At 68.4% G+C, this 24,186-nt stretch carries 20 protein-coding genes; 11 read left to right on the top strand and 9 right to left on the bottom strand.

Translation table 11 applies throughout. From position 1 onward, the window contains the following. Positions 1–3: 3 nt before the first annotated feature. Complete coding sequence (locus tag DTA22_RS35020) at positions 4–483, bottom strand: nitroreductase family deazaflavin-dependent oxidoreductase (RefSeq protein ID WP_112302456.1); 480 nt, start codon at positions 481–483, stop codon at positions 4–6. Next, positions 461–2,068: an MFS transporter gene (locus DTA22_RS35025; protein WP_112302457.1), complete on the bottom strand. Its 1,608-nt coding sequence runs from the start codon at positions 2,066–2,068 to the stop codon at positions 461–463. Before DTA22_RS35025 ends, DTA22_RS35020 begins: the two co-directional genes overlap by 23 nt. A 67-nt stretch (positions 2,069–2,135) precedes the next feature. Here DTA22_RS35025 and DTA22_RS35030 point away from each other — a divergent pair, with 67 nt between their 5' ends. Further along, a complete protein-coding gene (locus DTA22_RS35030; protein ID WP_037230154.1) occupies positions 2,136–2,795 on the top strand; it encodes a winged helix-turn-helix transcriptional regulator in 660 nt (219 codons plus the stop codon). A gap of 404 nt (positions 2,796–3,199) precedes the next feature. Further along, a complete protein-coding gene (locus DTA22_RS35035; protein WP_037230156.1) occupies positions 3,200–3,994 on the top strand; it encodes an LLM class F420-dependent oxidoreductase in 795 nt (264 codons plus the stop codon). 68 nt (positions 3,995–4,062) lie between these two features. On the opposite strand, the gene DTA22_RS35040 is transcribed toward DTA22_RS35035, so the two are convergent. Beyond that, entirely contained in the window at positions 4,063–5,277 is a 1,215-nt protein-coding gene (locus DTA22_RS35040; protein ID WP_112302458.1) for an acetyl-CoA C-acetyltransferase, read from the bottom strand. 255 nt (positions 5,278–5,532) lie between these two features. On the opposite strand from DTA22_RS35040, the gene DTA22_RS35045 reads away from it, so the two are divergent. The 4 genes from DTA22_RS35045 to DTA22_RS35060 all read left to right on the top strand — a co-directional run bounded on the left by DTA22_RS35045 (position 5,533) and on the right by DTA22_RS35060 (position 11,624). Next, on the top strand, positions 5,533–6,999 hold the full coding sequence (locus tag DTA22_RS35045) for a class I adenylate-forming enzyme family protein (protein ID WP_112302459.1): 1,467 nt from the start codon (positions 5,533–5,535) through the stop codon (positions 6,997–6,999). A 64-nt stretch (positions 7,000–7,063) separates the two neighbouring features. Continuing rightward, positions 7,064–8,884: a DUF3556 domain-containing protein gene (locus DTA22_RS35050; RefSeq protein WP_112302460.1), complete on the top strand. Its 1,821-nt coding sequence runs from the start codon at positions 7,064–7,066 to the stop codon at positions 8,882–8,884. Beyond that, the gene (locus tag DTA22_RS35055; RefSeq protein ID WP_112302461.1) at positions 8,881–10,314 is read left to right on the top strand and encodes a phytoene desaturase family protein; all 1,434 of its coding nucleotides are present in this window, start codon (positions 8,881–8,883) and stop codon (positions 10,312–10,314) included. Before DTA22_RS35050 ends, DTA22_RS35055 begins: the two co-directional genes overlap by 4 nt. Beyond that, complete coding sequence (locus DTA22_RS35060) at positions 10,311–11,624, top strand: PucR family transcriptional regulator (RefSeq protein ID WP_370181938.1); 1,314 nt, start codon at positions 10,311–10,313, stop codon at positions 11,622–11,624. Before DTA22_RS35055 ends, DTA22_RS35060 begins: the two co-directional genes overlap by 4 nt. Before the next feature lie 41 nt (positions 11,625–11,665). On the opposite strand, the gene DTA22_RS35065 is transcribed toward DTA22_RS35060, so the two are convergent. Continuing rightward, positions 11,666–13,087 (bottom strand): aminotransferase-like domain-containing protein, encoded by a 1,422-nt coding sequence (locus DTA22_RS35065; RefSeq protein ID WP_112302462.1) that lies wholly within the window; start codon positions 13,085–13,087, stop codon positions 11,666–11,668. Between DTA22_RS35065 and DTA22_RS35070 the strand changes: the two genes are divergently transcribed. Then, positions 13,086–14,018, top strand: a complete 933-nt coding sequence (locus DTA22_RS35070) for a DMT family transporter (RefSeq protein WP_112302463.1) — start codon at positions 13,086–13,088, stop codon at positions 14,016–14,018. The two genes, DTA22_RS35065 and DTA22_RS35070, sit on opposite strands and share 2 nt — an antisense overlap. A gap of 43 nt (positions 14,019–14,061) precedes the next feature. Here DTA22_RS35070 and DTA22_RS35075 read toward each other — a convergent pair whose 3' ends face one another. Genes DTA22_RS35075 through DTA22_RS35085 form a run of 3 tightly spaced genes read right to left on the bottom strand, consistent with a single transcriptional unit; the run spans position 14,062 to position 17,936 of the window. Continuing rightward, complete coding sequence (locus DTA22_RS35075; RefSeq protein WP_112302464.1) at positions 14,062–15,753, bottom strand: acyl-CoA dehydrogenase family protein; 1,692 nt, start codon at positions 15,751–15,753, stop codon at positions 14,062–14,064. 18 nt (positions 15,754–15,771) lie between these two features. Beyond that, on the bottom strand, positions 15,772–17,277 hold the full coding sequence (locus DTA22_RS35080) for a class I adenylate-forming enzyme family protein (protein WP_112302465.1): 1,506 nt from the start codon (positions 17,275–17,277) through the stop codon (positions 15,772–15,774). A 23-nt stretch (positions 17,278–17,300) separates the two neighbouring features. Next, on the bottom strand, positions 17,301–17,936 hold the full coding sequence (locus tag DTA22_RS35085; protein WP_112302466.1) for a TetR/AcrR family transcriptional regulator C-terminal domain-containing protein: 636 nt from the start codon (positions 17,934–17,936) through the stop codon (positions 17,301–17,303). Positions 17,937–18,071: 135 nt separating this feature from the next. On the opposite strand from DTA22_RS35085, the gene DTA22_RS35090 reads away from it, so the two are divergent. Together DTA22_RS35090 and DTA22_RS35095 are read left to right on the top strand one after the other, a co-directional pair. Further along, the gene (locus tag DTA22_RS35090; protein WP_245973436.1) at positions 18,072–19,898 is read left to right on the top strand and encodes an ABC transporter substrate-binding protein/permease; all 1,827 of its coding nucleotides are present in this window, start codon (positions 18,072–18,074) and stop codon (positions 19,896–19,898) included. 24 nt (positions 19,899–19,922) lie between these two features. After that, positions 19,923–21,335, top strand: a complete 1,413-nt coding sequence (locus DTA22_RS35095) for an FUSC family protein (RefSeq protein WP_112302467.1) — start codon at positions 19,923–19,925, stop codon at positions 21,333–21,335. A gap of 6 nt (positions 21,336–21,341) precedes the next feature. On the opposite strand, the gene DTA22_RS35100 is transcribed toward DTA22_RS35095, so the two are convergent. Further along, complete coding sequence (locus tag DTA22_RS35100) at positions 21,342–21,731, bottom strand: hypothetical protein (protein ID WP_245973437.1); 390 nt, start codon at positions 21,729–21,731, stop codon at positions 21,342–21,344. A 5-nt stretch (positions 21,732–21,736) separates the two neighbouring features. Further along, positions 21,737–22,336: a TetR/AcrR family transcriptional regulator gene (locus tag DTA22_RS35105; RefSeq protein ID WP_025433238.1), complete on the bottom strand. Its 600-nt coding sequence runs from the start codon at positions 22,334–22,336 to the stop codon at positions 21,737–21,739. A gap of 96 nt (positions 22,337–22,432) precedes the next feature. On the opposite strand from DTA22_RS35105, the gene DTA22_RS35110 reads away from it, so the two are divergent. Together DTA22_RS35110 and DTA22_RS35115 are read left to right on the top strand one after the other, a co-directional pair. Continuing rightward, positions 22,433–23,467: an ABC transporter permease gene (locus DTA22_RS35110; protein ID WP_112302469.1), complete on the top strand. Its 1,035-nt coding sequence runs from the start codon at positions 22,433–22,435 to the stop codon at positions 23,465–23,467. A 20-nt stretch (positions 23,468–23,487) separates the two neighbouring features. Next, positions 23,488–24,156, top strand: a complete 669-nt coding sequence (locus DTA22_RS35115) for a SanA/YdcF family protein (protein ID WP_037225835.1) — start codon at positions 23,488–23,490, stop codon at positions 24,154–24,156. The last annotated feature ends 30 nt before the right edge of the window (positions 24,157–24,186 follow it).

A 24,186-nucleotide genomic window follows, 5' to 3' on the forward strand; every position in this document is an offset into this window, starting at 1 on the left:
ACCTCAGGCCCGGGTTCGCAGCCTGACGAAACGGATCTCACGGCCCGCCGCCCGGAAGTCGGACGCGCTGCCGTCGACGTCGAAGCCCATGCCCCGGGCGATCCGCATTCCGAGTTTCGGATGCTCCGCCGCGTAGTGCGCCATGAAGTCCGCACCGGTCTCCGGATCGAGGAATTCGGCTGTCACAGGCAGTCGCCGACGGCCCACCTGGATGTTCGCGTGCGGCTGCGCCCGCAGGTTCCGGTACCAATCGGACTTGGGTCCGAACCCGGCGGCCAGCACGTACCCGTCGCCGACGGCGTCGTGGTTGACCACCTCGAGCACGACCTGCCGCCGGGCGCCGGTCTTGCGTCCGACGTGTTCGAGAAGCAGGAATCGACCGCCGAGCAGCGACCCGAGATGGAAGCGGTAGAGGTAGATGGGGGCGCGAAAGAACGCCCGCCGGATGCCGGTGGGCGGGTCAGGCCTCTGCGTGACCTTCACACACCCAGTCTTCCACGTCCGCCGCGTGGTCGGGTGGTGATGCGGCCGCGTCCGTTTCGGAAACGATGGGCGGAAGATGCCGGAAGTACACGGCGTCGACGACGGCGACCAGCAGCGCGATCGCGGCGGCGACCCATCCGACGACGTGCACGCTGATGGTGAAGGCCTCGCGGGCGGAGTCGAGCAGCGCGGCGCCATCGGGCCCGAGTTGTGCCGCCGAAGTCGCGGCGCCGGCGAGGCTTTCGCGTGCCCCGTCGGCAAGGTCGTCGGGAACATCCGGGGCGATCGACAGCTGGGTGCGGTACACGAGCGCGCCGAGGCTACCCACCACGGCGAGCCCGATGGCGTACCCGAACTCGGCGCTCGTCTCGGACATGGCGGCAGCCGAACCGGCTTTGGCACAGGGCACCGAACCCACGACGATCCCGGTGCCGAGCGTGACCAGCGGTCCGCAACCGAGGTTCATGACGGCCAGGCCCGCGATGATCGCGACCAGTCCACCGTCTGCGTCCGCGAGCGTGTAGAGGAAGCAACCAGCCGCGGCGACCAGCATGCCGCCGGAGATCGCGAACACCGGCCGGATGTGTTGCGCGAGTATCGGGGCTCCGCCGAAACTGACGATCGCCGCGAGCGCCGCCGGTAGCATCGCGAATCCCGCCTGCAGCGGCGTGAGACCGGCGACGAGTTGCAGGAACTGCGCGGTGAAGAACATCAGCGAGCCGATGACGGTCACGAGCATCATGCTGATCACGACGGTCGTGAACGCCCGGTTGCGGAAGAGACTCAGATCGACGAGCGGGTCGTCCAGGCGTTGCTGCCTGCGCACGAAGACCCACCCGAACGCGACGCCCACGACCACGGCGAGACCGGATGTCGCGGCCCAGCCGTGGGTTGCGAACTCCTTCAGCCCGAACACCGCGGGCAGGATGGCGGCGAGCGACAGGGCGACACTGGTCAGGTCGACGCGACCCGCGGCCGGATCGCGTTCCTCGGGAAGCAGAATCGGCCCGAGGACGAGCAGCAGGACCATCGCCGGCACGCCGAGGAGGAACACCGAACCCCACCAGAAGTGCTCGAGCATGAAACCGCCGACGACGGGTCCGGCGGCGGCACCGCCCATGAACCCGATCATCCACAGCCCGATCGCCACCGACCGTTGCCGGGCGTCGCGGAACATCGTGCTGATCAGGCCGAGAGTCGACGGCGCCAGCGTGGCACCGGCGATGCCGAGCAGCGCGCGTGCGGCGATGAGCATCTCCGGGCTCGTGGAAAAGGCGGCAACCACCGACGCGGCCGCGAATCCCGCGCCGCCGAGAAGCAGCAGGGTGCGGCGCCCGATCCGGTCACCGAGCGTGCCTGCGGTCAGCATGAAGCCGACGAGCAGGAATCCGTAGATGTCCATGATCCACAACTGCTCGGTGGCACTGGCGTCGAGATCCCGACTCAGGCTGGGCAGGGCGAGCAGCAGCACGAACACGTCGATGGACACGAGCAGGGAGGCGAGGCCGAGGACCGCGAGACCGGCCCATTGGCGAGTGCCTGCGGTGGCGGTCCGGGTTGGTGAGGGATCGGTCGATTCGCTCATGAGAGCCACCGTAACCAGGCGTGGTCCTAAAACACAACCACTTAGTCGTGATTTGGTACCATCAGGTATGGCGTCCCGACGTACCTACGGCTCCTACGACGACGGCTGCGCCGCCGCCCACGCACTCGACCTGGTCGGGGAGCGGTGGTCGCTGATCGTGGTCCGCGAACTGATGCTCGGGCCCAAGCGCTTCACCGACCTCCGCACTGGCGTACTGGGCGCGAGCGCGAATGTGCTGTCGCAACGACTGCGCGACCTCGAGGACGCGGGCGTCGTCCGCCGGGTCACCCTCGGACCGCCGACGCGGGCCCAGGTCTACGAACTGACCGAATGGGGGCTCGAACTCGAGCCGGTGCTCCGGGCGCTGGGACGCTGGGGAGTGCGCTCGCCCACCATGCCGCACGGCGCGCAGGTCAGCAACGAGACCACCGTGCTGTCGATGCGGACCATGCTGGAGGACACCCCGCTCGGCGACGTGCAGGTGCGCCTCGAACTTCGACTCGGGAGGGGAGACGTCATCCGAATCGACACCACCGACGGTCTCGTCATCGAGCGCGGCGCCGCCACCGATCCCGATGCGGTGGTGACCACCGAATCCACCGTCTTCACGTCCATGGCGTTCTACGGCCGCGACCTGGACGAGGCCGTCGACGCAGGCGACGCCACCGTCGACGGCGACCGGGCAGCGGTACGGCGCTTCCTCGACCTGCTGCCCGAGTTGACCTGAGCCACAACACTCGTCCGATCCGCGGGCCCAGCGCATCGTGCCTGGATCCACGTCGACGCCGCTCGCTTCACCGATGTTCGCCCGCACTGCACCGAACTTCGCAAAGAAGAGCAGGTCGCAGGCCTTTCGACTCGTCCAGCGGAATGTCGGGCGCCATCAGGTCGGCGGCGAGGCGCGTGTGCACCTCGACGGGAATCACCTCGTCCGCGTGCGGACACCCAGCCGGCGGACACAGCCCTCATGGTCGAACGAACCTCTCCTCGGGTTCGGGGGTGAATTCATGCTGTGCCCGGGTCACGGCCGTAGTAGCCGCACTCGGCGCGGGCGAGCAATATGGTTCAGGGAGGGACTTGCACGCACGGGCCCTGCACGCAGGGTCTCCGTACTCATCCGAGGAGCCACGAATGACTCGTCCAGTTCGCATCGGTGTCCAACTTCAGCCGCAGCACGCGCCCGATTACGGGATGATCCGCGACGCGGTGCTGCGGGCCGAGGACGCCGGCGTCGACATCGTCTTCAACTGGGATCACTTCTATCCGCTGTACGGCGACCCGGCCGGCGCGCACTTCGAGTGCTGGACGATGCTCGGGGCGTTCGCCGAGCAGACGGAACGGGTGGAGATCGGCGCCCTCGTCACGTGCGCCGGCTACCGGAATCCGGACCTCCTCGCCGACATGGCCCGGACGGTCGACCACATCAGCGGCGGACGGCTGATCCTGGGCATCGGCTCGGGCTGGTTCGAGCGCGACTACGACGAGTACGGCTACGAATTCGGCACCGCGGGGTCGCGGCTGAACCTGCTCGCCGAATACCTTCCGCGGATCACCGCGCGGTTCGGCAAGCTGGAACCCGCACCCACCCGGCACATTCCGATCCTCATCGGCGGTGGCGGCGAGAAGAAGACGCTGCCGCTGGTCGGTCAATACGGCGATATCTGGCACAGCTTCAGCGACATGGACACGTACAAACGCAAGTCGGGGATCCTCGCCGGGTACGCACGGGATGCCGGGCGCAGCCCCGACAGCATCCAGCACTCCACGTCGTGGCCGGGTGTCGACGACGCGGCAGCCCACGTCGACGCCGGCGTCACCCTCTTCACCGTGGGTGTGGGCGGTCCGGACTACGACCTCGGCACCCTGAAGGAGGCCATCGCCTGGCGGGACGAGAACACCCCGCCGCCGCTGTCGGGCCTGGCCTAGGTGCTTCGCACCCGTGCGTGGTTGACGAGTCCAGAGACTCGTTAACCACGCACGGGCGGCGGAGCCGCCTACAGCCGCTCGAGCACCATCGCCATGCCCTGTCCGCCTCCGACGCACATGGTTTCGAGGCCGAACTGCTTGTCGTGGGTGGTCAGGTTGTTCAGCAGGGTGGCGGTGATCCGGGCACCGGTCATGCCGAACGGGTGGCCGAGGGCGATCGCGCCGCCGGAGACGTTGAGCTTGTCCTCGTCGATGTTCAGCTCCCGCGCCGACCCGATCACCTGCACCGCGAACGCCTCGTTGATCTCGACGAGGTCGATGTCGGAGATGCCCAGTCCCGCGATCGCCAGGGCCCGCTTGGACGCCTCGATCGGGCCCAGCCCCATGATCTCCGGCGACAAACCGGACACCCCGGTGGACACGATCCGGGCCAGCGGGGTCAGTCCCAGCTCCTTGGCCTTGGTGTCGGACATGATCACCAGGGCGGCGGCGCCGTCGTTGAGCGGGCACGCGTTGCCGGCGGTGACGGTGCCGTCCGGACGGAACACCGGCCTCAGCTGGCTGACGGCCTCGTAGGTGGTGCCGGCGCGGGGGCCGTCGTCCTTCGTCACGACGGTGCCGTCGGGCAGGGTCACCGGGGTGATCTCCCGTTCGAAGAAACCGTTGCCGATGGCCTCCTCGGCGCGGTTCTGCGAGCGCACCGCCCAGCGGTCCTGCTCCTCGCGGGTGATGCCGGTGATCTGCGCGACGTTCTCCGCGGTCTGGCCCATCGCGATGTAGGTGTCGGGGACCAGCCCCTCCTGCCGCGGGTCGACCCACTGCCGGCCGCCCTGGGCGAGCTTCTCGGTGCGGGTCTGCGCGTCGGCGTACAGCGGGTTCTCGGTGTCGGGCAGCGAGTCGGAGTTGCCCGCGGTGAACCGGGACACGGTCTCGACGCCGGCGGAGATGAAGACGTCGCCCTCACCGGCCTTGATCGCGTGCAGAGCCATGCGGGTGGTCTGCAGCGACGACGAACAGTACCGGGTGATGGTGGTGCCGGGGATGAAGTCGTAGCCGAGCTGGACCGCGACGTTGCGGCCCATGTTGAAGCCCTGCTCGCCGCCGGGCAGGCCGCAGCCCAGGATGAGGTCGTTGATGTCGGTGGGGTCGAGTGCGGGCACCTTGTCGAGTGCCGCCTGGACCATCTGCGCGGCGAGGTCGTCGGGGCGCATGCCCTTGAGCGATCCCTTCATGGCGCGACCGATCGGGGAACGGGCGATGGAGACGATGACGGCCTCGGGCATGAGTAACTCCTACCGATTGACGTGGTGGACGGCAGTCGGTGCGGACCTGCAGCCCCTCAGTTCTAAGCAAGTGCTTATTTTCTAAGCGTTTGCATATATTGACCACGCCCGCGGCGCGGTGTCAACCCCCGGACGGTCGCGATTGTGCTCAACCGACAACGAACCGCCCGAACTCGAGCCCCCGAGGCCGTTTCTTGCACGAAAGCCCGTCGATAGTGTTGTGGATCACACCACAACGAAAGGGCGGACGAAATCGTGTCGCACATCGGCTATTTCGCTTGGAACCTCGCCACAGAGCGTTCGGACGCGCCGTGCCTGCGCGATGACCGACTCGAACTGACGTACCGGCAGTTCGCGGACCGGGTCGATGCCTTCGCCGCGCAGCTGTCCGAGAACGGTGTCGGACGGGGCGACGTCGTCGCGATCATGCTGCCGAACCGGGCGGAACTGCTCATCGCCCTGATGGCTGCCTGGCGAATCGGTGCGGCCGCGACGCCGGTCAATCCCACTTTCACCGCGAGCGAGGCGGACTATCAGATCGGCGACGCCACAGCGGTTCTCGTCGTCAATGAGGGACCCGACGCACCGACCGGCGGTCGTCCGGCGATCGCCGTCGACGACATGGCCACCATCCCCGATCCCGCCTGGGAACCGGGCATCACCGCCGGCGGAGACGACCTCGCCCTGCTGATCTACACGTCCGGGTCGACCGGTCGCCCCAAGGGCGTCATGCTCACCCACGACAACCTGCAGTTCATGAGCGTGTCGATGGTGCAGCACTTCTCGTTGACCGCCGACGACCACTGCCTCCTGATCCTGCCGCTGTTCCATGTCAACGCGATCTGCGTCAGCTTCCTGGCCCCGATACTCGCCGGCGGCCAGTTGAGCGTCACCGGACGTTTCTCGCCGGCGCGGTTCTTCGGCGACGTCGCCCGCCTGCGCCCGACGTACTTCTCCGCGGTACCGACCATCTACGCCCTTCTGGTCTCGCAGGACACCGTCGGCGACACCTCCTCGCTGCGCTTCGCGGTCTGCGGGGCCGCCCCGATCTCGAAGGAACTCCTCGACCGCGCCGAACAGCGTTTCGGACTCGTCATCGTCGAGGGCTACGGGCTGACCGAGGGCACGTGCGCGTCCGCGTGCAATCCGCCTGCCGGTGTTCGCAAACCGGGCACCGTCGGCCCCGCGCTGCCGGGTCAGACCATCGCGATCGTCGACGAGTCCGGGACACCGGTCCCGGCGGGGACGGTCGGCGAGGTGGTGATCCGGGGCGCGAACGTGATGCGCGGTTACCTCGGCCGCCCCGAGGAAACGGAACGCACCGTCGTCGACGGCTGGTTGCACACCGGCGACGTCGGCCGACTCGACGAGGACGGCTACCTCACCCTCGTCGACCGCATCAAGGACATGATCATCCGCGGCGGGGAGAACATTTACCCCAAGGAGATCGAGAACGCCCTCGCCACGCACGACGACGTCCTCGAGTCGGCCGTGATCGGAGCCCCGCACGACGTGTACGGCGAGGTGCCGGTCGCGTACGTGGTCACGTACCCGGACACCACCGTCACCCACGACGTCCTGGCCGAGCACCTGACAAGCCGACTCACGAAAGTCAAACTGCCGGTTGCCATTCACATCGTCGACGCGCTGCCCCGCAACCCCGTCGGCAAGATCGACAAGCCGGGACTGCGGAGCCGGCATCGGCCTGCCGCCGTCAGCTGATCCAGTAGAACTCCACACCTCGGGACGCACCCGAGGCGATGCCCCCTACCCTCAGGAGCCTCCCATGGGATTCAAGACCGGGAACTTCCCCGAAGTCGACCCCGCCACCTTCCTCGACCTTCCGTTCCGCGACCGCCTGCGCGCCATGTCGACCCATTGGGTCGACTACGGCTTCGGAACCCCGAAGATGGTGCACACCATCTACATTCTGAAACTGCTCGTCCTCTACCTCGGTATCGGGCTGTCGCTCGCGACGTTCACGTCCGGCCTGAACGTCCTCGACGTCGGCGCCTGGTGGAACCAGCCGATCGTCTACCAGAAGCTGATCCTGTGGACAGTCCTGCTCGAATCGGTGGGTCTCGCCGGTTCGTGGGGTCCGCTCGCCGGCCACTTCAAGCCGATGACCGGCGGCATCCTGTACTGGCTGCGCCCCGGGACCATCAGGCTCCCACCGTGGCCGGGGAAGGTGCCGTTCACCTCGGGCGACACCCGCACCGTCGGCGACGTCCTGATCTACGCGGCGTTACTGCTCAACATCATTGTGGCGCTGATACTTCCGGGAGTACACACGTCGTCGATCGACGCTGCCATCACCGACAACTCCGGACTCGTCCGCCCCGCCGTGCTGTTTCCCCTCATCGCGCTGCTGGTGCTGATCGGTCTGCGCGACAAGGTCATCTTCATCGCGGCCCGCAGCGAGCAGTACCTGCCCGCGATCGTCTTCTTCGGGGTCCTTCCGTTCGTGGACATGATCATCGCGCTGAAGCTGCTGATCGTCTCGGTGTGGGTCGGGGCGGGCGTCTCCAAGCTCGGCCACCACTTCTCGATGGTGGTGCCGCCGATGCTGTCCAACACCCCGTGGATGCCGTTCAAGAAGATCAAGCGCGCCCACTACCGCAACTTCCCCGAGGACCTGCGGCCGTCGATCGTCGCCGGTGGTGTCGCCCACGTGCTCGGGACTGTCGTGGAAGTGGTGACCCCGCTGGTGCTGCTGTTCTCCACAAATCGCACGCTGACCCTGCTCGCGGTGGCGTTGATGGTGGCGTTCCACCTGTTCATCCTGTCCACGTTCCCGCTGGCGGTGCCGCTCGAGTGGAACCTGCTCTTCGCCTACGCGTCGATCTTCCTGTTCCTCGGATTCCCCGCCTGGGACGGGTACGGCGTCGCCGACATGTCCTCGGTGTGGCTGACCGCGGTGATCGTCGCCGCCCTGGTGTTCTTCCCGATCCTCGGCAACCTGCGCCCCGACCTCGTCTCGTTCCTGCCGTCGATGCGTCAGTACGCCGGCAACTGGGCGTCCGCCACCTGGGCCTTCGCCCCGGGTGCGGAGGAGAAGCTCGACGAGCACATCATCCGTCCCACCAAGAACACGCGCACCCAGCTGCTGGCCACCTACCCGCCCGAGGTCGCGGACGTGGTGATGCACCAGTTGCTCGGCTGGCGGTCGATGCACAGCCAGGGGCGGGCGTTGTTCTCGCTGATGATGCGCCACCTCGGCGACGACATCGACACCTACTCGCTGCGTGAGGCCGAGTTCAGCTGCAACTCGCTGGTGGCGTTCAACTTCGGTGACGGCCATCTGCACAACGAGTTCCTGATCGCCGCACTCCAGCGGCGCTGCAACTTCGCGCCCGGCGAGTTCGTCGTCGCCTGGATCGAATCGCAGCCCATCCACAGGGGCACTCAGCAGTACAAGGTGATCGACGCGGCCCTCGGTGTCATCGAGCGGGGAACGTACAAGGTGTCCGACGCGATCGACGAGCAGCCGTGGCTGCCGAACGGTCCCATTCCGTTCGACGTGCAGTGGACACTGGAACGTGACGGCTCGAACGTGCGAACGCGGGAGGCGAAGATGCAGGAGACAGATCTGGTGGTGCGGCCGTGACCACCGCAGTCGTCGTCGGCAGCGGGCCCAACGGGCTCGCTGCCGCGGTCCACCTCGCCCGGCACGGCGTCGACGTCCAGGTCCTCGAGGCCGCCGACACCATCGGCGGCGGCACCCGCTCCGGCGAACTCACCGTCCCCGGCCTGCTGCACGACGAGTGCTCGGCGTTCCACCCGATGGGCGCCGGATCGCCGTACCTGCAGACCCTCGACCTCGACCGATACGGCTTGACGTGGAAGTGGCCGGAGATCGACTGCGCCCACCCCCTCGACTCCGGTGAGGCGGGGTTGCTGCACCGGTCGGTCGCGGCCACCGCCGCCGGACTCGGCGAGGACGGCGGGCGCTGGCAGCGCATGTTCGGCGGGCTCGCCGACGGCTTCGACGACCTCGCCGCCGACCTGATGCGTCCGATCGCGAACGTGCCCCGGCACCCGCTGAAGCTCGCGAGCTTCGGGCCCCGAGCCCTCCTGCCTGCCGCCGTCACGGCCCGCTGGTGGCGCACCGACAAGGCCCGCGCACTGTTCGGCGGTGCCGCCGCGCACGCCTATTACCGCTTGGACCGGCCCGCGACATCGGCGGTCGGCATGATGATCGTCGCCGCCGGTCACCGCTACGGCTGGCCGGTCGCCGAGGGCGGATCGCAGTCGATCACCGGTGCACTGGCGGCCATGCTCACCGACCGGGGTGGCAAGATCACGACCGGTGTCCACGTCCGCGAGTGGAACGAACTCCCGACCGCCGACGTCGTCCTGCTGGACGTCGCGCCGTCCGCCGCGCTCGGCATCCTGGGCACTCGCCTGCCCGGCCGGGTGGCCCGCGCGTACCGGCGGTTCAAGCACGCGCCCGCCGCGTTCAAGGTCGACTTCGCGATCGAGGGCGGGGTGCCCTGGGCCGATCCCGACTGCGGACGCGCCGGGACCGTCCACCTGGGTGGCACTTTCGCCGAGATCGCGGCCGCCGAACGCGACGTCGCATCCGCGCGGATGCCGCAGCGGCCATTCGTCCTCGTCGGCCAGCAGTATGTCGCCGACCCCGGACGATCGAACGGAAATCTGCATCCGCTGTACGCATACGCCCATGTCCCGCACGGCTACACGGGAGACGCGACGGAGGCGATCACCGCGCAGATCGAACGATTCGCGCCCGGGTTCCGGGACCGCATCGTCGCCACGGTCAGCAGCGGACCGGCGCGACTGGCCGCGTCGAATCCCAATTACATCGGCGGTGACATCATCGGCGGCGCCAACACCGAGACCCAGGTGGTGCTGCGGCCGCGCATCGCCCTCGACCCGTACAGCACCGGGATCCCCGGCACGTACCTGTGCTCGGCATCGACGCCGCCCGGCGCCGGGGCACACGGCATGTGTGGGTACAACGCGGCGCAATCGGCCCTGCGCTTTCTGCGACGAGGCGGAGGGGACGTGCTGTGAGCAGTCCCGCCCCCGGCGACCGCGGCGCCGGTGCCAGGCGTCGCATGGCGCGGGTGCCCGCGATGGCGGAGGCCGAGGTCCTCGACATCGTCGCAGGCATCGCCCGGAAACTCGATGCGCGGCAGGCGGAGATCACCCGCACGATGAGCGCGCTGCTCGCGCACGAGATCGACCAACTCGACGAAGACCCGCAACTCGTCGAACTGCTCGAGGCCAGCGTGAACGGCAACGTCTCGACGATCGTGCACGTCCTCGCCAACGACATTCCCGTCGATCACCTGCAGCCCACCACGGCCGCCGTGGAGTACGCGCTGCGGCTGGCGCAACGCGACGTGTCGTCGAACTCGCTGGTCCGGGCCTACCACATGGGCCAGGACGACCTGATCAAGATCTGCTACGACGAGGTCAGCTCACTCCAATTGTCCGGACCGCTGACCCTCGCTGTGCTCAAACACATTTCGGAGGTCGTGTACAGCTACATCGACTGGATCACGCTGTACGTGTTCGACGCCTACGAGCAGGAACGACGGCGATGGCTGGGTGCCCGCGGCAACGTCCACTCGTCGACCATCCACACCCTCCTCACCGGAACGGGCAACGACGGGTCCGCATTCGAGGCCGAGACGCACTACCGGCTCGAGCAGACGCACGTCGCGATGATCCTGTGGTCCACCGGTCCCGACACCGAGGCGAGCCTCAACACCCTCGACCACTACGTGCGGGACCTTGCCCGCCACCTCGCCACCGACTCCGCACCCATCGTCACCGCCATCGACCGCCGAACACTGTGGGCCTGGCTCCCTTTCGGTCGCCGGAAACCCGTCCTCGACACCACCGAACTCGCCGCGGCCCTGCCCGCGAACCCGGGAATCCGGACCGCGATCGGACTACCTGCGACCGGGGTCGCGGGATTCCGGCGATCGCACGAGCAGGCCCGCGCCGCCTACTCGGTCGCCACCGTGCCCAACACCCCGGCCCGGCCGATCGTCGGCTTCGGCGACCGCGGTGTAGCCGTCGTCTCGCTCCTCGCCGAGAACCTGGACTCCACCCGTGCCTGGGTGTGGGAGGTCCTCGGCCCACTCGCGGAGAACACCGACCAGGCCGCGACACTGCGGACCACGCTCAGCACCTACTTCGCGACCGGCGAAAGCCACCTCCACACCGCCCAGCAGATGAACCTGCACCGCAACACCGTCAAATACCGCATCACCAAGGCACTCGGCGACCCCGCCACGGGCACGCACAGCAAGCTGGATCTCGCTCTCGCCCTGCAGGTGTGCGAGTTCCTGGGTCCGACGGTGCTGAAGTAGGCGCTTCGCGCCTGTGCGTGGTTGACGAGTCTCTGGACTCCTTAACCACGCACGGGCGGCGGAGCCGCGAGTTTGTCGCCGATCACGCGTAGGCCTTCGGGGAAGGCGCCGGGGTTGGTGCCGGAGTAGTTGAGTCGGATGAATGGCCCGGCGGGTTCGGCGGGGAACCACTCGGCGCCGGGGGCGATGAGCACTCCTGCCGCTTCGCAGTCGCGGACGAGTTGTCCGAGGTTGGTTTCGTCGGGCAGGCGCACCCACAGGTTCAATCCGCCTTTGGGCACGCTGGTGAGATGGGCGCGGGGGACGTGCTCGCGCAGGCTGGTGACGAGCAGGTCGCGGCGTGCTCGGAGTTGTTGCCGGAGATTGCGCAGGTGGGTCTGCCACCCGGGCTGGGTGACGACGTCCAGTGCCGCGGCCTGGAGGAGTCCGCTGACGTACATCGAGGAGGCTCCGCGGTCGGCGAGGATGCGTTCCCGGGCCGGACCGCGGGCGATGACTGCGGCGACGCGTATGGACGGCGACACGCTCTTGGTCAGCGAGCGGAGGTAGACCACATGGCCGGCGTCGTCGTGCGCGGCGACGGGGTTGGAGTTGGTGTCGATTCCGAAATCGTGGGCCCAGTCGTCTTCGACGAGGAAGGCCCCGTTCGCCCGTACTACCTCTAATATGTTTTCGGCCAACGTGTTCGACCATTGTGCGCCGGTGGGGTTGGCGTAGTTCGGTTGCGCGTAGAACACACGGGCGCCGGTCTCCTCGAAGGCGCGGGCCAGCTCGTCCGGGTCGGGGCCGTCAGGTCCGCTGGGGACGGGGACGACGCGCACTCCGGCCTGGGCCGCGGCCAGGATCGCGCCCCAGTACGTGGGCGACTCCGTCAGCAACGGTTGCCCGACGGGGACCAGGGCCCGGAAGACGGAGCTGAGCCCGCTCTGACTTCCGGGCAACACGATGACGTCGCTCGCTGTGGGCGGCGTGACGCCGACCGGTGTCGAGCCGCCGAGCTCGTGGGCGAACCACGATTGCAGTTCCGGCAGACCCGCTGCGGGAGAGGGCGACAGCGCGGCGTCGCTGCGGGCTGCTCGGGTCAGCGCCGACCGGACCAGGCGCTCCGGTAGGAGTTCCCGGTCCGGATAGCCCGCGTGCAACGCGATCGCATCGTTGGGGGGCCGGCGCATCGGGGTCGACAGCGAAGGCAGGCGGCTCTGCGGGGATCGCAGAGCCGCAGTTTGCCATCCGTAGTCGAGCGGCCGCGCCGTCCGAACGGCGCGAACGAACGTCCCGACGCCGGGCCTGCTCTCGATCAGTCCCTGCGCGGTGAGGGTGCGCAGGGCCTTCTGCACGGTGACCGGACTTGCCGCGTATTCGGCGACCAGTGAGCGGGTCGATGGGAGCCGCGCCCCGGGTGGCGCCTGGGCGATCCACTTGCCCAGTGCGGCGACGATGCGCGCACTGCTATCGTTGACCATGACGGTAGATAGTAGCGCTACTCAAATTCACGCACCAGTGTTATCGCATTCTCGTGCCGGTCTCCGGTGGGGCCTGCTCGGGGTGGCGGCGTTCTCGTTCACGGTGCCGTTCACTCGGGTGGCGGTGGGCGGATTGTCGCCGCTGTTCATCGGCTCGGGCCGGGCCGTGATCGCGGCGGTGCTCGCAGCGGCGGCCCTGACGCTGACCCGGCAGCGCCTGCCGCAGCGTGCGCAGTGGATGCGACTCGCCGTGGTGGCGGCGGGAATAGTCTTCGGCTTCCCGCTTCTCACGTCCTTCGCCCTGACGACTGCGTCCGCCAGCCACGGTGCCGTCGTCATCGCGCTGCTGCCGTCGGCGACAGCAGTCACGGCTGTCCTCCGGGGCAAAGAGCGTCCACCGCTGTCGTTCTGGATCATGGCGGGGGTGGGTGCCCTGGCGTCCGTCCTGTTCGCATCCATGCAGGGCGGCGGGGTTGGTCAGTTGCACTGGTCGGACCTGCTGCTGTTCGGAGCCGTCGTGGCCGCCGCCGTCGGATACGCCGAGGGCGGCCTCCTCGCCCGCGAGCTCGGCGCATGGCAGACGGTGTCCTGGGCCCTGGTGCTCTCCGCGCCGCTGATGATCGCCCTGACCGTCATCTCGGCGGTCCGGCAGCCGCCGACCGCCTCACCGATCGAGTGGGCGGCGTTCGCGTACCTGGGCGTGGTGAGCATGTTCCTCGGCTTCTTCGCCTGGTATCGCGGGCTCGCGATCGGGCCGATGGCGCAGGTCAGCCAGGTCCAACTGGTCCAACCCGTGTTCACCATTTGCTGGGCGGCCCTGCTGCTGCGTGAACAGCTCACCTGGGCCACCGTCCTCGGCGGAGTAGCCGTCGTCGTGTGCGCGGGGACCGCCGTGAGAGTTCGAGGGCGCTCCGCACCCGTGCGCGGTTGAGGAGTCCAGAGACTCGTCAACCGCGCACGGGCGGCGGAGCCGCCTACGCCCGCCTGAGGATCGCCTGCAGGTCGGCGGACGGGGAGAGAGTGCCGTATTCGTGGGTCCGGTCGGGGCCGAGGCGGGCGTCGATGAATGCATCGGCGACGGCGGCGGGCGAGAACCGGGTCAGCAGCGACGCCTGAAGTGCGAGGGCCATCGATTCGACGACGGTGCGGGCACGCAACTGGGCGGACGCAGCGTCGAGTCCGGCGAGTTCGCCGAGTTGACGACGGACCCGGTCGAGGTGGTCGTCCAGCAGCGCGTTGCTGCCGCGGGCCAGGTTCACCTCGGCGTCGAACGCGGCGACGCTGTCGGGTTCGCGGGTCATCGCGCGCAGGACGTCGAGGGCGATGACGTTGCCCGACCCCTCCCACACGGCCATGACGGGCTGCTCCCGGTAGCGGCGGGCGAGCGGGAAGTCCTCGGTGTACCCGTTGCCGCCCAGGCATTCCAGCGCCTCGTAGGCGTGGTGCGGGCCGCGCTTGCAGATCCAGTACTTCGCGACCGCGGTCGCCAATCGGCGGAAGCTGCGTTCCTGCTCGTTCGCGTCCTCGTCGTGTGCCCGGGCGAGGCGCAGCGCGGTGACGGTGGCCGCCTCCGACTCCAGCGCCAGGTCGGCCAGCACCGACGTCATGGCCGGCTGATCGGCCAGGACCTTCCCGAACGCCGAGCGGTGCCGGGCGTGCCACACCGCCTCGGCGACGGACTGCCGCATGCCCGACGTGCTGCCGAGCACGCAGTCGAGGCGGGTGCGCGCGACCATTTCGATGATGGTGCGGACGCCGCGTCCCGGTTCGCCGACCATGACGCCGACGGTGCCGTCGAGTTCGATCTCGGACGACGCGTTGGACTTGTTGCCCAGCTTGTTCTTCAGCCGCTGGATGCGGAAGACGTTGCGAGTGCCGTCCGGGAGGATGCGCGGCAGCAGGAAGCACGAGAGACCCTCGCCGCCCGCACCTTCCGCCTGTGCGAGCACGAGGAACGCGTCGGACATCGGCGCGGAGCAGAACCACTTGTGCCCGGTGAGCAGGTAGTCGGCGCCGGGACCGCCGCGTCCGGCGGGTGTCGCGACGGTGGTGTTGGCCCGCACGTCCGAGCCGCCCTGCTTCTCCGTCATGGACATCCCGAAGATCGCGGACGCCTTGCCGGGTGCATCGAGTTCGGGAGTGTAGCTGCGGGACAGCGCGCGCGGCTTCCAGATCGCGGCGACGTCGGGTTGCAGGTCGAGGGAGGGGATGACGGCGTTGGTCATCGAGATCGGGCAGGAGTGTCCGGGTTCGATCTGCGCGAACATCATGAATGCCGCTGCGCGCGCGACGTTCGCGCCCGGCTTCGGGTCGGCCCACGCCGACGTGTGCGCCCCGTGCGCGACGGCGGCGGAGATGATCCGGTGGTAGCTCGGGTGGTATTCGACCTCGTCGATCCGGTTGCCCCAGCGGTCGAACGTCTTCAGTTCGGGGATGATCGTGTTGGCCAGTTCGGCGTCGTGCTGGAACGTGGCGCTGCCGACGAGTGCGCCGATATCGGTGAGTTCGCCGGTGGCCCAGTCGGCGTCGTGGCGGCGCACGCCCTCGGCCAGCACCGTGTCGAGGGTGAACTCGTTGACGTCGGCGCGGGGCACCGACTGGTTGAGCACGGTGTGCGTCCGGTGGGGTGCGGGATGGGTGACGTTCGTTTCGGAAAAAGTAGTCATGACACTGTCTTTCGTGAGTCAGCTCGCGGAGCGGATCAGGTGCTTCTGGATCTTGCCGGTGGGGGTGCGGGGCAACACGGTGGCGAACACGTAGTCACGGGGAATCTTGTAGCGCGCCAGCTTGTCCGACAGGTAGCCGCGGATGTCGTCGGCACCCACGACGTCCGGTTCGCGCCACACGACGTGCGCGACGACCGTCTCGCCCCACTCGGGGTGCGGCCGGCCCACCACCGCGACGTCCACGACGTCGGGGTGGCCGGAGATGGCGTCCTCCACTTCCTTGGAATAGACGTTCTCGCCGCCGGTGATGATCATGTCTTTCGCCCGGTCGACGATGAAGAGGTAGCCGTCGTCGTCCTGGCGTGCGAGATCGCCTGTGCGGTACCAGCCTCCGTCGGCGAACACGGCCGCGGTGGCGGCGGGATCGTCGAGGTACCCCTGCATCACGGTCTCGGTGCGCAGCCAGATCTCGCCGATCTCCCCGGCGGGCACGTCGACGCCGTCGGGGCCGGCCAGGCGCATGTCGACGCCGGCGAGCGCCGCCAGGCCGATCGAACCGGCCTTCGCGAGCTGTTCCTCCGGGTAGAGGACGGCCCCGACGGGACCCGTCTCCGTCATCCCGTACACCTGGTAGAAGCGGGTGGTCCGGTACGACTCGACGAGCCGGCGCGCCACGTCGGCTCCGATCGGCCCGCCGCCGTAGAGCCAGGCCCGGACGCTGGACAGGTCGTAGTCGGCGAAATCCGGTACCGCATTCAGTGCCGTGGTGTAGATGACCGGCGGTCCGAAGCACAGCGTGATGCGTTGCTGCTGTACCGCTTCCAGGAAGTGGACGGGGTGGTACTCGCGGACGAGGACGACGGTGCCGCCCATGTAGAGCGTCGCCATCAGCCAGTTGTTGAGCGGCGACGCGTGCCAGATCGGGACGGCCATCAGCAGTCGCTCGTCGCGGGTGATCGACAGGCCGAGGGCCGCCGTCGTCGCCACGAGCACGACGTTGCGGTGGCTGTGCACGCAACCCTTGGGCGCGCCGGTGGTGCCGGACGTGTAGAGGATTTCCGCGGGGTCGTTCTCGTCCGGCTCGATGCCGTCGATGCCGTCCAGGTCCGCGATCGCGTCGTCGAAGCAGGTGCGGCCCTCCATGGCCGTGTCGGTGGACAGCAGCTGCACCGGCGTCTCGAGTCGCTCGATGACGGGTGCGAGTTCGCCGTCGAAGACGCAGACCTTCACCTGCGCGTGCCGCAGGATGTAGTCGACCTCGGGTGCCTGCATCTTGTGGTTGACCGGCACCACCACCGCGCCGAGGCGCCAGGCCCCGAGCATCGCGTAGACGAAACCGGGGGTGTTGAAACACATGAGGGCGACGCGGTCGCCGCGCCCGACACCCAGTTGTCGCAGCAGGGCGGCGGCGCGGCGGCTACCGTCCTGCACGGAACCATACGTATGGTCGCGACCCTGGAAATGGAGAAACGCCTTGTCGGGCGCCTTCCGAACGTTGCTGTCGAATACGCGAACGATGTTCATCGCGCTCCTTGGAGAAGAGGGGTTCAGTCGATGGAGGTGTTGCGGACGGTCTCGGGGATCTGCAGGTTCGCGAAGATGACGGCGACGGCCTCCTCCAGCGAGTAGCCGAAGCTCTCACCGGTGGCGGTCTTCTGGATCACCAGGCCGAAGATCGCCGACCAGAACGCCTTCGATTCCACGTCGATGCCGGCGCGTAGTTGCCAGCCGGTGCGCATCAGGGTGCGGATCAGCGCGTCCTCGCCCGAGGAGTGCAGTGTGCGGAGGGTGTCGGTGATGAGGTCGCGCAGTTCGCTGCGGCGTCCCGTCATCAGCATCGCCGACGTGAAGAGTTCGACGCTGGGCGCGCCGGGCCCGAGCAGGGAGCCGACGAGTTTCTCCGTGTAGTCGCCGACGGTCTCCGCGGTGGCCGCGTCGTCCTCGGCCCGCTTACCGGCGCGCAGCACGGCACCGCACGCGACCTCGACGAAGAGTCGCTCCTTGGAACCGTAGTAGTAGGTGACCTGGTTGGGGTGGGCCCCGGCGGCGGCGCAGATCTGCGTGATCGGGACACCCTCGCCGTGCTCGAGAAAGAGTTCCGTGGCGGCGGCGAGCAGGGCGTCGCGGGTCTGACGACCGGACTCCCGGGTGGCTCGCGCTGCTCGTCCCGTCTGCGGCACCATGACTGCACTCCTAGTTGTTTGTATGACAAACAATAACTTGACTTTGTTTGTATGACAAACAAGGGGAGTGACGGGCGTCGCCCCGGACGTCCTCCGACCCCGGAAATCCCGACTTCCAGGGTTACGCTGCTCACCATGTTTTCTTCCGTCGGAGCGAAGATCCGTGTGGTGGTGGCGCTACTGCTCACCGTCCTGCTGGCGTTGACCCTGTCGTCGTGTTCGAGTGACGGGGAGACGTCCGGGGCGGCACCGCAGGATCTGTGTTCGCCACCCGGCGTCGGCGCGGCCACCGCGGCCCCGACCAACCTGGCCGCCGCAGGCGCCGCGGCCGAAGACCGCTACACGACGCCGTCGACCACCCCGATCGACCAGATCGACGCGTCGAAACTGAACCTCATCACCCCCGGCGTGCTCACCGTCGGCACGCTGTCCGACGCGCCGCCGAGCATCTGCGTGAACTCGGAGAACCAGTTCACCGGCTACGACAACGAACTACTGAAGGCCGTCGCCGACAAGCTGGGCCTGCGCGTCGACTTCGTCGGCACCGAGTTCGCCGGCCTGCTCGCCCAGGTGGCCGGCCGCCGCTTCGACGTCGGATCCTCGTCCATCACGACGACGGACGAGCGCCGCAACACCGTCGGCTTCACCAACGGCTACGACTTCGGCTACTTCTCCCTCGTCGTTCCCAACGGCGGTCCGATCCAAGGCTTCGACGACCTCACCGCGACGACCCGCATCGGCGTCGTCCAGGGCACCGTCCAGGACGACTACGTCGTGAACACGCTGAAGCTGAACCCGGTGAAGTTCCCCGACTACGCCACCGCCTACGCGAACCTGAAGTCCGGGCAGATCGACGCCTGGGTGGCGCCGTCGCAGCAGGCCGAGGGTGCCATCGCGCCGGGCGATCCCACGTCGATCGTCGAGAACACCTTCAGCGTCAACAACTTCGTGGGCTGGGCCGTCAACAAGGAGAACCAGCCGCTCATCGACGCCCTCAACTCCGGGCTCGACGCCGTCATCGCCGACGGCACCTGGGCCCAGCTGTACTCCGACTGGGTGCCCCGCGAACTGCCCGAGGGCTGGAAACCCGGCAGCAAGGCGGCACCGGCGCCCGACCTGCCCGACTTCGCCGCGCTCGCCGCCCAGAACGCGCAGGACACGACCGAAACCCCGGTCGCGGAACCCAAGTCGACACTCCAGCAGCTGAAGGACACGTTCTTCGACTGGGACCTCTACACGCGGGCGTTCCCCGATCTGCTCAAGACCGGTCTGCCGAACACGCTGATCCTGGCGCTGGCGTCGGGCATCGTCGGCACCGTCCTCGGCATGCTGCTCGCCATGGCCGGGATCTCCCGCACCCGCTGGCTCCGCTGGCCCGCCCGCGTCTACACGGACGTGTTCCGCGGCCTGCCCGCCGTCGTCATCATCCTCATCGTCGGCCTCGGCGCCGGCCCCATCGTCAAGGGACTCACCGGCAACAACCCCTACTGGCTCGGTGCGGCCGCACTGTCACTGCTCGCGTCCGCCTATATCGGCGAGATCTTCCGGTCCGGCATCCAGAGCGTCGAACCCGGACAGCTCGAGGCGTCCCGGGCGCTCGGCTTCAGCTACCGGAAGTCGATGACGCTGGTCGTCGTCCCGCAGGGTGTGCGACGGGTGCTGCCCGCGCTGATGAACCAGTTCATCTCCCTGATCAAGGACTCGTCGCTGATCTACTTCCTCGGCCTGCTCGTCAGCCAGCGGGAACTGTTCGCCGTCGGCCGCGACCTCAACGCCCAGACCGGCAACCTGTCGCCGCTCGTCGCCGCCGGCCTGTTCTACCTGGCGATGACGATTCCGCTGACGCACCTCGTCAACTACATCGACAACGCGATCGGTGAAGTCCTCATCCGGACGTGGGGCAGTGCTCATGAAAACCATCGTAGCGACCAACTTCACACTAATTCAGAACTATTTTACTAGTGAAGTATACGGTACGCTGAGGTCATGCAGGCTTCCACTCGATACGCACCCGACCTCAGCCGGCTCCATCACTCCCGTGGGGCGCTGGCCTACTCGGTGGCGCCCTCGACATGGCGTCGTGCGTTCGAGGTCCGGAATGCGGATGCCACCATCGCACCCGCACTGCGGGTGGGTGCGGCAACTGCCCTGGTGCTGGTCATCGGTGGTCTTCTCGGGCACGGCAACCTCGCGGGCTTCGCGGCGCTCGGTGCGCTGACCGCCGCATTCGGCCGCTACGAGCCGTACCCCCGGCTCGCCCGCAAGGCGGGTCTCGTCGGTGTCGCACTCATCGCCTTCGTCGCCGGAGGAGCGCTCCTCGGTGCTGCGGGACTGCCGCTCTGGCTGCAGATAGCGGCCATGTCCGTGGCCTCGGGGGTCGCCGCGTGGCTGCTGGCGGCGTTCCGTATCGCCGGTCCCGGCCCTGTCATCCTGATTTTCGCGGCGACCGCGGCCGTCGGACACGCAACCCATTTCTCCGATCTCGGACCGGCCGTCGTGGCCGTTGCGGTCGGGGTCGTCGTGGGCTGGCTCGCCGCCATGACGCCCTGCCTGTTCGTTCCCCTCGGGCCCGCCCGGCTGGCGGTGGCGCGGGCGCTGGCCGCGGCCGCGGAACTGGAGCATGCACACGACACTTCCGCGATCGCGTCCGCTCGCAAGGCCATCGACAACGCGCGTGACGTGATCGCGCACAGCGGACGGGGCCGCGACGGGCACTCCCACCAATTGTTCGCGCTTCTCGCCGAAGCGGACACGCTGGTCGATCGGTGGGCGCACGAGCGGGACCACGACACCCTGCGTGCGCTCGTCGATCACGAGTCCGAACTTCGTAAGGTGAAGCGCCGCAGCGATCTTTCGGCGTTCGGTGCGGATCCCGCGGTGCTGCCGAAGCCGGGTGGCTTCTTCGCAGACGGTCGCCTGGCGCTGCGGTCGCGGGAGGGGATCGTCAACGCGGCCCGTATCGCCGCTGCGGCCGCGCTGGCCGGATGGATTTGTGTGGCAATGGGATTGGAGCACCCGCTGTGGGCGTCGATGGGCGCGATGGCCGCGATGCAGGGGTTCAACTTCAGTCAGACCGTGCAGCGGGGAATTCAACGCCTCGTCGGCAATGTGGCAGGGGCGGTCCTCGCCGCCGGGCTGATCGCCGCAGCGATGGGGTACTGGCAGACCGTCGTGGTCATCGTGGTGCTGCAGACCGTGACCGAACTGGTGGTCATCAAGAACTACGCGTTCGCGTCCGTCGCCATCACACCCATGGCTCTGCTGCTCACCGGACTCGGGTCGGCGGTCGCACCGGACATCGCGGTGAGCCGCGTCGTCGACACGCTCGTCGGCGTGGTGGTCGGGGTGATCGTCTCGGCTGTCGCGATCAGCCGGACCGACCACCATCACGTGAACTGAGGCGGCTCAGATTCCCGTCGCGGAGACGTAACCGGCGAATCCGATCGCGCACGCGCCCGCGCTGAGGGCCAGGGTTACACATGCCACCGGCCACGCGATCGTGCGCCGCGCGATGCGTGCGATCGTGACCGCGCCGCCGATCACGGTCACCAGTGCGGCGACCGCGAGCGCCACGCACACCGCGATCCACGCGTTCTCGGCGCTGCAGGTCTCGGGCGGGCAGTAGTCCAGGAACAGCAGCCAGAACAGCCCCGCGACCGCGGAAATGCTGGCGACGGCGACCGCGACGACGAGCGCGGCCGCCGACACCGCCACGTCCCAGCCGTTCAGCTGCGGCTGATCGTCACCCGGACACGGGTGATTCCATGGATGTGACTGAGGCCCCCCTGGCTGCATGTTCGTCACTGTACTGCGGGTTCCGGGAGTATCGGTGGCGGCAGCGGAGCCCCGTCCGGGCGCAACCCGGCGAGGAACACCGTGATCAGGCGCGGAACGAGATTGGCTGTCGTGTCGTCGAACATGAGCACGTGGGGCCGGGTCAGCATGGCGATTCCCATGATGATCTCGAGCGGCACGACGTCCTCGCGCACCAGTCCGTCGTCCTGGAGCCGGCGGATGAACTCGGTGACCGTCGACTTCGTGAGCTCCCTCGACTCGCGGACGTCGGGCGGTAGTTCGTCGAGGCTGTTGACCAGTGCGGGAACCAACGCTCCCATCCTCAGTTCGACCACGGCGTCGACGAACCGCCGCCACGCTCCCTCCGGATCGTCCCCGCATTCGTCCAGTCCCCGGACCGCGAGTTCGCGGACTTCGGCCAATGTCGTCCGGGCCACGGCGTGGGCGAGTTCGTCCCGGCTCGGAAAGTTCCGGTAGAGGGTGGCGATCCCGACCCCGGCCTCTGCGGCGATGGCGTCGAGCGGCGCGTCGTGCCCGCGGTCGGCGAACACCGCGCGCGCAGCCTTGATCAGGGTGTTGCGTCGTTCCAGCGCGTCTGCCCGCACGATTTCACCTCTTTCGTTGACAACCCAGCATAACCGGAGGAATATTCTCCACAAGTAGTGGAGGAATTTCCTCCGCTTAGTGGGAAGGGGAGTCCGATGAGCACTTCGGATACCGGGACACTCGAGCCGCGCACGGAGCCCGCCGGGCGATCGGCGCACGGCCCGTCCGATCCCGTGAAACTGACCGCTGTCGTGCTGGGACTCACCGCGGTGATCGCGCTGATGCTGCTGGCGTTCGCGTTGCCCGCCGTCAACAGCGGCCCCCACGACCTCCGGCTGGGCGTCGCCGGACCCGACGCGGCCGTCACCCGGATCGACACCGTGCTCGCCGCGGGACACCCCGGCGCATTCGTCACCGAGCGCTTCGCCGACTCCGATGCGGTCCGGACGGCGATCGAGCACCGGGAGGTGGTCGGCGGAATCGTCGCGACACCGGACGGCATGAAGGTCCTGTCGGCCGGCGCCGGCGGGGCGCCCATCGCGCAGACGATGAACGGCATCGCGGCGGGCATGAGCACGGCTGCGGGACACCCCGTTCCGGTCGAGGACGTCGTTCCGCTGACGGCCGACGACCCCGCCGGCGTCGGTGTCGGTGCCTTGGCGCTACCCCTGGTCTTCGGCGGCATGATCCCCGCGCTCGCGCTCGTGCGGCTGTTTCCACGCAGTCTCGCTCGGCGGATGGCCGGAGCGGTGCTGTTCGCCGCGAGCGCCGGTCTGGTGCTGACGGCAATTCTGCAGTTCGGTCTCGGCAGCGTCGACGGCAACTACTGGACGACCACCGGTGCCGTCGTGCTCGGCATCGCCGCTATCTCGCTGACCGTTCTCGGGCTCGAATCGGTGCTGGGCACAGCGGGGTTCGCGCTCGGAGCGGTGACGATGATCTTCCTCGCCAATCCGCTGTCCGGCCTGGCGACCTCCGCGGCGTGGCTCCCTTCGGGGTGGGGCGCATTCGGTCAGCTGTTGCCACCCGGCGCGGCGGGCACCGTGGTGCGGTCGACGGCGTTCTTCGACGGACACGGAGCCGGTGCGGCGGTGCTCGTGCTGACCTGCTGGGTGCTGTTCGGGCTGGGCCTGTGCCTGGTGTCCGGACTGCGTGAGCGGCGCGCCGGGGAAGAACTGGCCGTCGCCTGACGCTGTGGTTTGATGGCGGCATGGGGGAAAGACGGATCGTCCGCCGACTGGTCGGCATCGGAGCGGGCCTCGGTGCGCTCGCGGTCCTCGTCGTGGCGGCCTCGACGGTGTGGATATCGCGCGAGGCCTCCGGCCACGTCTACGACGTCGACGACGCACCCGAAGCGCCGGTCGTCATCGTCCTCGGTGCGCAGGTGCGCGACGGCAAACCCCGGGAGTACCTGGCCGGACGCCTCGACGTCGCCGTCCGCCTCGTGCAGGATGGCCGTGCGCGGGCGGTCCTCGTCTCGGGCGACGGTGCAGGCAGATCCGGCGACGAGATCGCAGCGATGACGGACTACCTGGTGGAGAAGGGCATCGACCGCAGCAAGATCGTCGGAGATCGGTACGGGCTCGACACCTACGACACGTGCGCGCGGGCCGTCCAGACGTACGGAGTGACCAAGGCGCTGATCGTCACTCAGGGTTTCCACGTCCCCCGCGCGGTCGCGCTGTGTCGCGGTGCCGGGATCGACGTCGCCGGAGTCAACGCCGGATGTGAATGCCGCCCGATCACGATGGCGAGGAACACGGTGCGCGAATCGCTGGCCCGGCCGAAGGCCGTCCTCGACCTGTTGTCCGGGCGCGATCCCGTGGTGGTGTCCGAACCCGAGGACTCGCTGGGGAAGGCTCTCGCCGCCGAGGGCTGACCTCGAACCGCCGCGGTGGGGAGGGGCCCG

The sequence above is a fragment of the Rhodococcus wratislaviensis genome, assembly GCF_900455735.1.
Classification (GTDB): domain Bacteria; phylum Actinomycetota; class Actinomycetes; order Mycobacteriales; family Mycobacteriaceae; genus Rhodococcus_F; species Rhodococcus_F wratislaviensis.

Excerpts from the sequence above, each read along its gene's own strand:
- DTA22_RS35025 (WP_112302457.1), bottom strand. The coding sequence starts at position 2,068 with ATGAGCGAATCGACCGATCCCTCACCAACCCGGACCGCCACCGCAGGC.
- DTA22_RS35030 (WP_037230154.1), top strand. The coding sequence starts at position 2,136 with ATGGCGTCCCGACGTACCTACGGCTCCTACGACGACGGCTGCGCCGCC.
- DTA22_RS35035 (WP_037230156.1), top strand. The coding sequence starts at position 3,200 with ATGACTCGTCCAGTTCGCATCGGTGTCCAACTTCAGCCGCAGCACGCG.
- DTA22_RS35040 (WP_112302458.1), bottom strand. The coding sequence starts at position 5,277 with ATGCCCGAGGCCGTCATCGTCTCCATCGCCCGTTCCCCGATCGGTCGC.
- DTA22_RS35050 (WP_112302460.1), top strand. The coding sequence starts at position 7,064 with ATGGGATTCAAGACCGGGAACTTCCCCGAAGTCGACCCCGCCACCTTC.
- DTA22_RS35070 (WP_112302463.1), top strand. The coding sequence starts at position 13,086 with ATGACGGTAGATAGTAGCGCTACTCAAATTCACGCACCAGTGTTATCG.
- DTA22_RS35065 (WP_112302462.1), bottom strand. The coding sequence starts at position 13,087 with ATGGTCAACGATAGCAGTGCGCGCATCGTCGCCGCACTGGGCAAGTGG.
- DTA22_RS35075 (WP_112302464.1), bottom strand. The coding sequence starts at position 15,753 with ATGACTACTTTTTCCGAAACGAACGTCACCCATCCCGCACCCCACCGG.
- DTA22_RS35080 (WP_112302465.1), bottom strand. The coding sequence starts at position 17,277 with ATGAACATCGTTCGCGTATTCGACAGCAACGTTCGGAAGGCGCCCGAC.
- DTA22_RS35085 (WP_112302466.1), bottom strand. The coding sequence starts at position 17,936 with ATGGTGCCGCAGACGGGACGAGCAGCGCGAGCCACCCGGGAGTCCGGT.
- DTA22_RS35090 (WP_245973436.1), top strand. The coding sequence starts at position 18,072 with ATGTTTTCTTCCGTCGGAGCGAAGATCCGTGTGGTGGTGGCGCTACTG.
- DTA22_RS35095 (WP_112302467.1), top strand. The coding sequence starts at position 19,923 with ATGCAGGCTTCCACTCGATACGCACCCGACCTCAGCCGGCTCCATCAC.
- DTA22_RS35100 (WP_245973437.1), bottom strand. The coding sequence starts at position 21,731 with ATGCAGCCAGGGGGGCCTCAGTCACATCCATGGAATCACCCGTGTCCG.
- DTA22_RS35110 (WP_112302469.1), top strand. The coding sequence starts at position 22,433 with ATGAGCACTTCGGATACCGGGACACTCGAGCCGCGCACGGAGCCCGCC.
- DTA22_RS35115 (WP_037225835.1), top strand. The coding sequence starts at position 23,488 with ATGGGGGAAAGACGGATCGTCCGCCGACTGGTCGGCATCGGAGCGGGC.